Genomic DNA, 11956 nt, shown 5'->3' on the forward strand with positions numbered 1-11956 from the left:
CGGATTCTGATGGCATAGTTTGTCCGGCCCTTAAGGGGGCTGTTATTGCGGGTATGTGAGTGCTAACAATTGTCGATCTGATAACCTTTGAATTTCTATAGCCTCAGACAGTAACGGCAAGCCCCGCGACCCAGAGAAAAATCCAAGTCCATATTATGTTGAAGGTTGTTGAAGCTTTTCACATAAGTATCTAAAAAGGCTGAGTAATTGTTATCTAATTTTTAGTAAATAGTAATTTACTAATTATGATGTCCCGGTGTTTGTTATTTATGTAAAGGGCCCTGCTCATCAACAAGATCTGGAGTGAACAATAATGACCCAAAGGATTTTTCATAATAGAAGAGTGGAATGGCTGAGCAATGCTTGATTGCATGATGAAATAGCTTTTAGCAATTAAGAAGGATGCCGATTTTATCAATGTGTGTTTAATTGATATTAAATGTTAAGCGGGGTTGCCGCGGGTAGATTGTAGGCCAATATTTGTTTCCCCTTTTCGGGAGCCTCGTTTGATTCAATATTCTCATAGAAATGAGACCGATGAATCATGGAGGTATAAAGAATAACGGGTAAGCGGATTAAATGGTTGATCTTACCTTTGCATGAGAGTGAGACGGACCGGCATCTCATCGGATTATCTGGTTGATGCTTCACCTACTGCTGGTGCATGTTTCCTTCGCTAATTCCAGCAAGAACCCCACACGCCTCAACTTCCCGGTCATCGTTGCAGCTCGCTCTCAGTGAAACGAGTTGTTTCTCAAGCGCTTGCAGAGCGGTTATCTGCGACCGCACATGAGAGATGTGATCATCGAGCAAGGCGTTGACGGCGGTACAAGGCTGATGAGGGTCGTCCTGATAGCTCTGTAGTTCGTGAATCTCAGCCAGTGACAGGCCCAGGATTCTGCAGCGACGGATGAAGGCCAGCCCCTCACCATGCTTCTCGGTATAGACACGGTAACCGTTGTCCTGCCGATCAGGCGGCGGCAACAAGCCCTGCTGTTCATAGAAGCGGATCGTCTGTGTTTCGACCCCTACCAACTGCGCCAACTGACCAATGCGCATCAGCCTCCTCCCCAACGGATTCTTTACTCTATTGACCTTATAGTAGCTTTATAGTTTTAAATGGTACCACAACATTGTTCAAGTGGAGTCGTATCATGAGCAAATCCTGTGGTGGCGCCTGTGGCGGTGATGCAACGTCCGCAGCGGATACCGATATACAGGCCTCCTCCGAGGCGCCAGGGAGATGGGTCAGTGTTTATGCCGTGCCGAAGATGGACTGTCCATCAGAAGAACGAATGATTCGCCTAGCCCTGAACGGCTTTGAGGAGATTCGGGCGCTGTCCTTCGACTTGTCGAACCGCCGGCTGAAGGTCGTGCATGACGGCGAGGTCGAGCCCGTCACCTCGAAACTGAAGACCTTGGGGCTAGGCGCCTCGCTTCAGGAAACCGTCGCTGCAAATCCGGAGACCATCAAGGCCGCCGAGTTTTCGGCAGCTTCTGCTAAGCAAGAATCCGGGACCCTGCGCTGGTTGCTCGGCATCAATGCACTTCTGTTCGTGGTGGAAATGACTGCCGGTCTGATCGCCCGGTCCACCGGCCTGATTGGAGAATCCCTGGACAATTTTGCCGATGCGGCGGTGTACGGGCTTGCCCTTTATGCGGTTGGACATAGCGTGAAAATGCAGGTACGTGCCGCGCATCTTGCTGGTGTACTGCAACTGATCTTGGCTGTGGGCGTGCTCGTAGAGGTGGTGAGACGCTTTGTATTCGGTAGTGAGCCTGAATCGCTGGTGATGATGGCTATCGCATTCGTCGCATTGATTGCCAATACCAGTTGTCTGCTGCTCATATCCAAACATCGGGAAGGCGGGGCGCACATGAAGGCAAGCTGGATATTCTCGGCCAACGACGTGGTGATCAACCTGGGGGTCATCACCGCCGGCGCCCTGGTCGCGTGGACCGGTTCCAATTATCCGGATCTGATTATCGGCACCATCGCGGGGGGCATTGTACTTAACGGTGCCAGACGCATTTTGGCGTTGAAGGGTTAAATAATGCTCATTATTGGCAAAAAGCTCTCGCCGTATGCCCTATTGTCCATATCGGGCCTGCTGGCAGCGTCTGATCAGGCTGTAAAGTGGCTGGTGCAGCAATCAATGGCCTATGGCGAGTATGTTTCGGTGACCCCGTTCTTTAACTGGGTGCACCTATGGAACACCGGTGCCGCATTCAGTCTTTTTGCGAATGGTGGAGGCTGGCAGCGCTACTTATTTATCGGAATCGCGGTAGTGGTCTCGATTTTTCTGATCAAGCTGATCCTTGAAAATCGTCATAAAGGAGAAGCCATCGCTTACAGTCTTATCCTCGGTGGCGCCATGGGCAACCTGATTGACCGGGTCTTTCGCGGCTATGTTGTGGATTCCTTTGATTTCTATTGGCGAGACTGGCATTGGCCGGCCTTCAACCTGGCTGATATTGCAATTGTCCTCGGTGCCTTACTTTTCGTTTCCAGCAGCTTGTTGGGTAAAAAAGCAAACACCAATGCCGAGCCGGATGGATCTGACTGACACCTACGCCTATACAACACCATGACCGAACTTCCCGACAACATCCTTCACCTGCCGCAATACCAAGTACTGGGCTGCAAATCAACCGACGACGAAATGCACTTCCAGGTGGACGTGCCCGATCCCATCGCCTGCGAGGAATGCGGCGTGCAGGGTGAGTTCGTACGGTTCGGCAAGCGTGACGTTCCCTATCGTGATCTGCCCATCCACGGCAAGCGGGTCACTCTCTGGGTGGTCCGCCGCCGATACACCTGCCGGGCCTGCAAGACAACATTCAGGCCCCAGCTACCGGAGATGGTGGACGGATTCCGTATGACACTGCGGCTGCATGAGTACGTGGAGAAGGAATCCTTCAACCACCCCTACACCTTTGTGGCGGCACAGACCGGCCTGGACGAGAAGACGGTGCGCGACATCTTCAACGCCCGCGCCGAGTTCCTGGGGCGCTGGCACCGCTTCGAGACGCCCCGCATCCTGGGCATTGACGAGCTATACCTGAACAAGCGCTACCGCTGCATTCTGACCAACATTGAGGAGCGAACCCTGCTCGACCTGCTGGCCACCCGCCGCCAGGACGTGGTGACCAACTACCTGATGAAGCTGAAAGACCGGCAGAAGGTCGAGATCGTCAGCATGGACATGTGGAACCCCTACCGGGCAGCGGTCAAGGCTGTGCTGCCCCAGGCCCGTATCGTGGTCGATAAGTTCCATGTGGTGCGCATGGCCAACGATGCCCTAGAGAGAGTGCGCAAGGGCCTCAGAAAGGAGCTGAAACCGTCCCAGAGCCGGACTCTCAAGGGAGACCGGAAAATCCTGCTGAAACGCGCTCACGAAGTCTCAGACCGGGAGCGCCTCATCATGGAGACCTGGACAGGCGCGTTCCCGCAACTGCTGGCCGCCTACGAGCACAAGGAGCGCTTCTACGGCATCTGGGACGCCACCACACGGCTCCAGGCAGAAGCCGCCCTGGACGAGTGGATAGCCACCATCCCGAAGGGCCAAAAGGAAGTCTGGAGCGATCTGGTCAGGGCAGTGGGAAACTGGCGCGAAGAGACCATGACCTACTTCGAGACGGACATGCCCGTCACCAACGCTTACACGGAGTCCATCAACCGACTGGCCAAGGACAAGAACCGTGAAGGGCGCGGTTACTCCTTCGAGGTGATGCGGGCACGAATGCTCTACACCACGAAGCACAAGAAGAAGGCCCCGACTGCGAAGGTCTCTCCGTTCTACAAGAAAACCATCGGTTACGGACTGCCGGACTTCGCAGAAGAACTCAACTACGGGGTCGATCTATCAACCATCTGAGGATGATCTCAGGTTGGTGGGGTGGGGGTGCCCCATCAACCATTAAATCCGTATACCCGTTTGATCATATTGATCATGAGCTATTGCTCAAGGCTCTTGACCACCATTGCTCTGAATCCTGGGTGCTGCTGTATGTGAGGCGCTGGCTAACGGCACCGATGCAGACGAAAGATGGTAAGCAGGAACGACGGAACGTTGGCACACCACAAGGTGGCCCGTTATCGCCAGTTCTGGCAAACCTGTTTCTGCATTATGCATTGGATCGTTGGCTGACCGTTCGTCATCCGGATATCCCATTCTGCCGATATGCAGATGACGGAATACTGCGTTGTCGAAGTGAGCGTGAGGCTCAGTATCTGCATTCCCAGCTAGATATGCGTGAGGTGGACCCAATAGCTATTCACAGAGATGCCCAACAAACGAGTATACTGGCCTGTGTTTGTCCAGGCTGCTCGGATAAATCACCATCAGCTCCTTGCTAAGGCCAGGCTCACTCACGGGAATAGCCACCAGACTTCCATTTTGGACCTCCTCCCGTACAGAACTTTCAAGCACCAACGATGCGCCAAGTCCGACCTTAACCGCTTGCTTGACGGCTTCGGTGCTACCCAGCTGCATAGATACCGTCGGAAATGGCCCATGCTCACCGAAGTAGGTCGCCAAAAGCCGGCCAGTGCCGGTGCCGGGTTCGCCGCCGATCAGAGCCATGTTAGACAGCGTATCGCGGTCGATATCGGTTCGACGGGCTAACGGGTGACCAGGCGGAACGATTAGAACAACGGGCTCGTTACGCCACGCCTGAGCATGGAATCCGGGTAGATCATGCCACCACTCCATAATCGCCACGTCCAGCTCACCGTCCGATAAATGCCGTGCAATAGTCGGATTGGAATCTATTACCACATCCACCTCGGGCCCTACGCCCAGCTCCTTGTAACGACGGATGTAGGGCTGGAGCATATAAATCCCAATATTGGAGCTCGCCCCAACGCGAAGTCGAGCCTCCATAATGGAAGATCTCGCCTGCTCCTCCAGCCGGAGCAGACTTCGGGCAAAAGGCAACAAGGTTAAGGCAGCCCGGGTTGGCTCACAGCCAGAGCGCCCCCTGTGGACCAATAAAACGCCAAGTTGGTTTTCGAGTTTTTGAAGGTGCTGGGACAGTGTGGGTTGTGCGATGTCCAACTGGCGGGCTGCGGCCTGAAACCCGTTGTGGTCCAGCACCGCCACGAAACTCTTCAGCCAGACAAGATTCAGCATGGGCCGCTCTCGCGGCCACTGGGATCATTGATCGCATCACCCGGCCGCTCACCCCGAAGCACTTGCAGAATGTTCCGAGCAGCGCGTTGCTCGATAGCCAGACGCACCTGGCTGACTGCCGATCCGATGTGAGCAGTAAACAGCGTGTTGGGGTGGGCCCTGAGCCCCTGGGCGATCTCCCTCGGACGATCTTCTCTCGCCCAATCTTCCATCTCAAACACATCAGCGGCGTACCCCCCCAACTGACCGGATTGAAGCGCTTGCAGAACACTACCCTCATCCACCACAGATCCACGGCAGGGATTGATAAGGAATGCGCCCGGTTTCATTCCTGTTAGCGTTTCGCGATTAATGGTGTGGAGGGTTTGCTCATTGAGCGCCAGTGCCAGGATCACAATATCTGACTGGGCCAGCAGCATCTTGAGGGGAGTATGGGACAAACCCAGTGCCTGCTCATGCTGCACGGGTAAACGTTCCGGCTGGGAATAGATTAAATCCGCTCCCCATCCGTTCAGGCGCTGCGCCACCGCTTGGCCGATGGCCCCCATACCCACAATACCAATCCGTGAGCCTTCGATCCCCTGCCCATAGAAGCGTGGTGTCCAGCCAGTAAATTCACCGGATCGAACGAAGTGGTCCGCCGCCTTGACTTGTCGGGTGAGACTGATCGTCAGCCCGACCGTTAGCTCTGCAGTAGGCACGGTTAGCAAATCCGGTACAAATGTCAGCCAAACCCCATGACGCGTGCAGGCATCCACATCAAAGTTGTCATAGCCTTTCAGGGCTGCACCAATCACCTTCAAGCGCGGACACCCCTGTAGGAACTCCACTCCAACTCGGTCTGGCATGAACGCCATCATCGCATCAGCGTCTGCAACGCGCGCAGCCACTTCCTCCTGGGGCAACGTGGCGCCGGATTGGTTGGTGACCAGCTCGCAATCTTGGGCAAGTTCATCCAGAACACTGTCATGGACCTTATGGGTTATCACAACCTTGGGTTTCATCGACGCTCCTTATTTGAATTTCTTACGAAGGCGGCCACTGAGACTGTCCACGACGGTGACCATCAACAAGATGACAATGAGAATGGCGCTGACTTCCTGATACTGCATGATTCTCAGCGAGCCCATCAATTCGAAGCCAATACCACCGGCACCCACCATGCCCATTACGGTCGAGGCACGGAAATTGTATTCCCAGCGATAAATGGACACGTCCGCGAACTGAGGAAGTACTTGTGGCAGCACGGCGTGATAGAGCACCTGCAAGCGAGTAGCGCCGGCAGCATCGGCCGCTTCCACTGGCGCCTCATCTACATGCTCAATCGCTTCGGCAAAAAACTTTCCAACCATGCCAATGGAGTGAAGACCGAGCGCCAGTACGCCAGGCAACGCCCCAAAACCAACAGCAGCCACGAAGATGATGCCCATGATTAGTTCCGGGACTGAACGCAAACCGTTTAAAAGGGTTCGAGTTACTTGGAGCACCACCGGATGTGGAGAGGTGTTGCGCGCAGCCAGGAATGCCAGTGGCACAGACAAGGTTACTGCAATGGCAGTACCGGCAATACTCATCGCAAGCGTGTCGATTAACGGCGACACCCAGCTGGCCACATTGGTGAAGTCAGGTGGAAGAGATTCGCCAATGAGTGTGCCTATGGCTGGCACGCCATTGGCAAGTGTATTGAAATTGAGCAGCCCTACGTACCAACTTGCGACAAAAATGATGAGCAGCACTAACAGCGACTGTCCGAGTTTTTTCCGCCAGCCTTTCGCGTGCTCATCCAGCACGGAGGCCGACGGGGCCGGCGACAGAGTCGCCGGTTCCGTCGTTGTATAGCTCATGGGGCACTCCTCACATTTTTGCGAAATCAAGATTGAGCAGGCCACCCATAGCGCGGATGACATCGTAATCTTCGTCGGTAATTGCCGCGAATCCCTCAGCCTTCAGGTTGTCGAGAATCTCCGGGTCATCGATCTGCAGAAAGGCTTTCTGAATGTTGCTCTTCAGCTCAGGGGCCAGGTTCGAACGCAGGGCCCAGGGGTATTGAGGAAAGTCACCGCTGTAGCCCAGCACCTTGACCTTGCTCCGATCAATCAAGCCGCGGTCCATCACATGCTCGAAGATAACTTCGGACAACCCTCCGGCGTCGGCATTGCCATTGGCGACGTTAACCGCAACAGCGTCATGGCTACCGACGAAATGAGCCTCATAGTCCTTTCCGGCTTCGAGCTCTGCCTTCTCAAGGAGTACGGTCTTGGGGATCAGGTGGCTGGAAGTGGATGCGCGGTCACCGTAGGCCATTTTCTTGCCTTTGATATCCGCGAAGGAGCCAACGCCAGAGTCCGCATTGGCAATAATGATGGAGCGATAAGTCGGCTTCCCGTCTACCACCATGGCGGCAAAGGGTTCAATGTCACTCTTACTCTTGGCCATCACATAGGACAACGGACCAAAGTAAGCCAGGTCAATTCGGCCAAAACGCATGGCTTCGATCATGGAGGAGTAATCGGTGGTAACAATCAGTTCTACTTCCTTACCAAGAGTGGTTTCCAGGTAATCCTTCAAAGGTTGGTTTCGCTTGATCAGTTCTGACGCGTTCTCATCCGGCAGCAAGGCAACTTTCAAAAGATCAGGGTCTGTATCTGCGGCATGGGCTGGCCAATGGATGCCGAGCATCATTATCAGAGCCAGCAAAGAGTGAATCATTGTCTTCATTGTGCTATCTCCAGTACGTCTGTCGTTATCGGGGTGGTCTTAGGTTTATGGATGGCTGGTTTGCCTTCCGCAGCTACCACGCTGGGTGAACGGTGGTAAATCTCGTCCAGGTGTTTCGATTTCAGGTTTTCAGGAGCATCGTCAAAAACGATATGAGCGTTCGAAAGGCCGATGATCCGGTCTGCAAAACGCTGGGCGTATTCCAATTGGTGCAAGGAAATAACCGCGGTGATTCCATCTTCCTGACAAATATCGCGCAGTAGGCCGAGTACCTTTTCAGAAGTGGCCGGATCCAGGCTGGCAACGGGCTCATCGGCAAGAATCATGGATGGTTGCTGCACCAATGCTCTGGCGATTCCAACCCGCTGCTGCTGGCCGCCGGACAACTGATCTACTCGGGAAAGCGCTTTGTCAGCCAGACCTACGCGGTCGAGGCATTGCAGAGCCAACTCCAGGTCCTGCCGGGGCAGGGGAAGCAGGCTTCGCCAAGTACCGTGATACGCAAGTCTGCCTGTCAGCACATTCTGTAACGCGGTGTATCGTTCGATCAGCTGGTGATGCTGGAACACCATGGCGGTGCGGCTGCGGTGCTGTCGCAGGATTCTACGGTTGGTCAGTTCACCAAACTCGCCAGACACAACCTTCCCGGTTGTGGGCTTAACCAGGTGATTCAGTGAACGAAGCAGAGTGGATTTACCCGCGCCTGAAAGTCCCAGTAGCACGGTGAATTCGCCCTTGTGAAAGTGAACGTTGGTGGGTTTGAGCGCGAGGACGTTTCCCGGGTAGGTTACGCCCATACTCTCGACTCGAAGCATCACATTGGTTGATTGAGTTGGGGCCACAGGATCACCTTTTGCAATAAATAAGCTCGCCGTATTGCGAGTTACAATTGAACGGTAAAGCTGAGGGATGACACCGTCGTGTCACTGACGTGACAGGTTGATGAAGTGCTTTTGGTTCGCAAGGATTTTCCGAAGGGCTCTGTGAAATACATGGAGCTCAGCCAAAGTGGAACGTGAAGTGGACCCCATCCGTTGGACCACCTGACAGACGATTTAAGCTCTGACCGGACCATCATCAGGCGTCAGGCCGCCTGGGTCAGTGGTTGAGCGAAGTACACCTCATCGGGTGTCGCATCGTCCAGCCCTTGATGGGGCCGCTGACGGTTGTACCAAGTGAAGTACTTCCTCAGCTCCCGGCGTAGGTGGGCACCATCTTCGAAGGCCTTCAGATAGACGCACTCGTACTTCACGCTACGCCAGAGCCGTTCGACGAAGATGTTGTCCCGGTAGCAGCCTTTTCCATCCATGCTGATCCGGACGCCATGGGCCTTCAGTACCTCGGTGAACGCCTGGCTGGTGAATTGGCAGCCCTGATCGCTATTGAAGATGCTCGGCGGCCCATAGCGCTCCAGGGCCTCCTCCAGTGCGTCAATGCAGAAGTCCGTATCCAGGGTGTTCGATACCCGCCAGGCCAGCACACGGCGACTGTGCCAGTCCATGATGGCCACCAGGTACATGAACCCTCGCGCCATTGGGATATACGTCACATCAGTGGCCCAGACTTGGTTGGGACGATCGATGACGCGATCCCTGAGCAGGTAAGGATAGACCCGATGCCCCACGCCAGACTGGCTGGTGCGCGGCTTCGGGTACACCGCGTGCAGCCCCATCTGCCGCATCAGGCGACGGATCCGCTTGCGGTTCACCGTGTGCCCCAAGCGGTTGAGATGGGTCGTCATCCGCCGGGAGCCGTAGACCGGCGTCCGCAGATGCTCCTCGTCGATCAGCCTCATTAGCATCAGGTCCTCGGCGAGTAACTCACGGCGCTGGTAGTATAGCGATGAGCGACTGATACCGAGCAATTGGCACTGCCGGCGCAGGCTGGGATTGTCGGAGGATGGCGGCTCGATCAAGGCCAAGCGCTGAGCCCGGCTCAACGATCGAGCCTGCGCGACAAAAAATCGCGTTCCACCGTCAGCTTGCCGATCTCGCGGTAAAGCGTGTCGATCTCCTCCTGGCTCTTCTGGGCGGCTTTACCATCCTTGCCTTCGAAGACGCCCGTGGCGTTGTCCAGGAGTTCACGCTTCCACTGGCTGACCATGGTGGGGTGGATCTCGAAGCGGGCGGCGATCTCCGACGTTGTCTGATCGCCCTTGAGGGCTGCGAGAGCCACCTTGGCCTTGAAGTCACTGCTGTACTGCTTGCGTTTCCTGCTCATGATTATCGTCTCCAATCGTCATGATCAGAGCTTAACGCCTGGTCCTGATTTCGGGGACCACCTCACTCCTGGTCGCACTATGTCTCGCTTCAGTGGCGTTGTGGCTGCTATCCGCATTGGCAGGCGGGCTCGGGCTGCTGGGCACGACGCTATTGCTGATCCTTTGGGGTGGTGCAATTGCCGCTGTTCTGGTGGGATTCCAAACTTGGATTCTCAAGGAAGCGGGCGCTGACGCGCTGCCGGCCTCTGCAATCTATGTGGCAATCTTCAATGGCGCGATTGGTCTTGGCGCAGTGCTTGGGAGCTATGTTCTCACGCTGGCCGGTCTCTCACAGATCTTTTTGATCGCGGCCATGGCAACAGCAATGGGGACGCTAGCCATTTTGTTGTTAACTTATCCGGCTACAGTTCTTAGCTCTGTAGAATAGGCAGGCACGCTCTCTGACACTTCGAAAATCTGGACAAAGTAAGGAGGCTATGTGGCCTGCGAGCCCGCGAATATTCTCCATCTTCCGAAATACCAAATTCAGGGGACCAAGGTAGAAGAGCACGATCTCCATTTCCATTTAGAAGCTCCTCACCCTATAGCTTGTGAGGAGTGCGATGTAGAGGGAGAGCTTGCCAGATTCGGAAAGCGCGACGTCGCGTACCGTGATCTCTGAATCGCCACCAGTTTGCTAGACACCTTTCAGCCATCCAAAATGGCAACCAGAGAGGTATCTATGAGCAGCAAGCGCTATCCCGAAGAATTCAAGATTGAGGCGGTTCGTCAGGTGACGGATCGTGGTCACAGTGTGGCCCAGGTGGCTGATCGACTTGGCGTCACCACCCACAGTCTGTACGCCTGGATCAGGAAGTTTGGCCCGGATTCCGAGCAGCATCAGGCCAATGCAGATGACCAATCCGAGATCCGCCGACTCCAGAAAGAGCTCAAGCGCGTTACCGAAGAGCGAGACATCCTAAAAAAAGCCGCGGCGTACTTCGCAAGTCAGTCCGATTGAGGTACGCCTTCATTCAGGATCACAGCGAGCGGTGGCCAATCCGCTCACTGTGTTCCCTGTTGGACGTTCACCCCAGTGGCTTTTATGCCTGGCAGAAACAGCCTCGTTCAGCTCGTGCAATTGAGGACGAGCGCCTGTCCGGGCTGATCAAGCAGTTCTGGCTGGAATCCGGAGCGGTGTATGGCTACCGGAAGATCCATACTGATCTACGCGAGTATGGCGAGCGATGCGGGCCCAATCGAGTCCACCGCCTGATGCGCCACGCGGGAATACGAGCGCAGGTTGGTTATCGTAAGCCACGCCATAGGGCTGGGGAGCTACACAAGGTGACACCGAATGTCCTGCAGCGGCAGTTCAATCCGCAAGCACCAAACGAGAGCTGGGTAACGGATATTACCTATATCCGCACACATGAAGGCTGGTTGTATCTGGCGGTTGTTCTGGATCTGTTCTCAAGACGGGTGATCGGTTGGTCAATGCAATCCAGGATAACCAAGGAGCTGGCGCTGGATGCGCTTTTGATGGCTGTCTGGCGTCGCAAGCCTGAGGGCAAGGTGATTGTGCACTCCGACCAAGGCAGCCAATACACCAGCCACGACTGGGAGTCGTTTCTGAAGGCGCATGACCTGGAGGGGAGCATGAGTCGGCGCGGTAACTGCCACGACAATGCTGTTGCTGAGAGCTTCTTCCAGCTGTTGAAGCGAGAGAGGATAAAGCGAAAAATTTACAGAAGCCGGGACGCCGCCCGAGCAGATATTTTTGATTATATCGAGATGTTCTATAACAACCGGAGACGCCATAGTTCTAATGAGCAGTTATCACCAGTAGAGTATGAAAAGCGTCACCAAGAACGGCTGAGGCGTGTCTAGAGAACTGGTGGCG

The 11956-nt window shown here is 54.9% G+C and carries 13 protein-coding genes; 6 read left to right on the forward strand and 7 right to left on the reverse strand.

Annotation, left to right across the window (positions count from 1 at the left end):
* Positions 1-651: 651 nt before the first annotated feature.
* Positions 652-1059 (reverse strand): Cd(II)/Pb(II)-responsive transcriptional regulator, encoded by a 408-nt coding sequence (gene cadR, locus HF945_RS02810; RefSeq protein WP_004364961.1) that lies wholly within the window; start codon positions 1057-1059, stop codon positions 652-654.
* A gap of 95 nt (positions 1060-1154) precedes the next feature.
* Between cadR and HF945_RS02815 the strand changes: the two genes are divergently transcribed.
* The 4 genes from HF945_RS02815 to HF945_RS17350 are packed head-to-tail and all read left to right on the forward strand — an operon-like array spanning position 1155 to position 4360.
* A complete protein-coding gene (locus tag HF945_RS02815) occupies positions 1155-2051 on the forward strand; it encodes a cation transporter (RefSeq protein WP_004364974.1) in 897 nt (298 codons plus the stop codon).
* A 3-nt stretch (positions 2052-2054) separates the two neighbouring features.
* Complete coding sequence (gene lspA, locus HF945_RS02820; protein ID WP_008740521.1) at positions 2055-2567, forward strand: signal peptidase II; 513 nt, start codon at positions 2055-2057, stop codon at positions 2565-2567.
* Positions 2568-2588: 21 nt separating this feature from the next.
* On the forward strand, positions 2589-3878 hold the full coding sequence (locus HF945_RS02825) for an ISL3-like element ISPpu12 family transposase (RefSeq protein WP_004574636.1): 1290 nt from the start codon (positions 2589-2591) through the stop codon (positions 3876-3878).
* Positions 3879-3880: 2 nt separating this feature from the next.
* The gene (locus tag HF945_RS17350; protein WP_155132451.1) at positions 3881-4360 is read left to right on the forward strand and encodes a reverse transcriptase domain-containing protein; all 480 of its coding nucleotides are present in this window, start codon (positions 3881-3883) and stop codon (positions 4358-4360) included.
* Here the strand turns inward: HF945_RS17350 and HF945_RS02830 are convergent.
* From HF945_RS02830 to HF945_RS02855, 6 genes are all read right to left on the reverse strand, one after another.
* Positions 4275-5135: a LysR family transcriptional regulator gene (locus HF945_RS02830; RefSeq protein WP_011783503.1), complete on the reverse strand. Its 861-nt coding sequence runs from the start codon at positions 5133-5135 to the stop codon at positions 4275-4277. The genes HF945_RS17350 and HF945_RS02830 overlap by 86 nt on opposite strands.
* The gene (locus HF945_RS02835) at positions 5129-6139 is read right to left on the reverse strand and encodes a phosphonate dehydrogenase (protein ID WP_026949874.1); all 1011 of its coding nucleotides are present in this window, start codon (positions 6137-6139) and stop codon (positions 5129-5131) included. Before HF945_RS02835 ends, HF945_RS02830 begins: the two co-directional genes overlap by 7 nt.
* Positions 6140-6148: 9 nt before the next feature.
* A complete protein-coding gene (gene phnE / locus HF945_RS02840; RefSeq protein WP_026949875.1) occupies positions 6149-6979 on the reverse strand; it encodes a phosphonate ABC transporter, permease protein PhnE in 831 nt (276 codons plus the stop codon).
* A 10-nt stretch (positions 6980-6989) separates the two neighbouring features.
* The gene (phnD, locus tag HF945_RS02845; RefSeq protein ID WP_230457867.1) at positions 6990-7844 is read right to left on the reverse strand and encodes a phosphate/phosphite/phosphonate ABC transporter substrate-binding protein; all 855 of its coding nucleotides are present in this window, start codon (positions 7842-7844) and stop codon (positions 6990-6992) included.
* Positions 7845-7849: 5 nt separating this feature from the next.
* Entirely contained in the window at positions 7850-8668 is an 819-nt protein-coding gene (gene phnC, locus HF945_RS02850) for a phosphonate ABC transporter ATP-binding protein (protein WP_020833797.1), read from the reverse strand.
* 269 nt (positions 8669-8937) lie between these two features.
* Positions 8938-10073, reverse strand: a protein-coding gene (locus HF945_RS02855) for an IS3 family transposase (RefSeq protein ID WP_155132457.1) whose coding sequence is annotated in 2 segments (ribosomal slippage) — positions 8938-9803 and positions 9803-10073 — 1137 coding nt in all. Because the reading frame shifts where the segments join, the coding sequence is not laid out codon by codon here.
* 92 nt (positions 10074-10165) lie between these two features.
* Here HF945_RS02855 and HF945_RS02860 point away from each other — a divergent pair.
* Both HF945_RS02860 and HF945_RS02865 read left to right on the forward strand, forming a co-directional pair.
* Complete coding sequence (locus HF945_RS02860; RefSeq protein ID WP_026949879.1) at positions 10166-10501, forward strand: hypothetical protein; 336 nt, start codon at positions 10166-10168, stop codon at positions 10499-10501.
* Positions 10502-10795: 294 nt separating this feature from the next.
* A protein-coding gene (locus HF945_RS02865; RefSeq protein WP_290524256.1) for an IS3 family transposase occupies positions 10796-11943 on the forward strand; the annotation gives its coding sequence in 2 pieces (ribosomal slippage) (positions 10796-11033 and positions 11033-11943; 1149 coding nt in all).
* Positions 11944-11956 lie beyond the last annotated feature (13 nt).

It is taken from the genome of Alcanivorax sp., from assembly GCF_017794965.1.
Lineage (GTDB): Bacteria > Pseudomonadota > Gammaproteobacteria > Pseudomonadales > Alcanivoracaceae > Alcanivorax.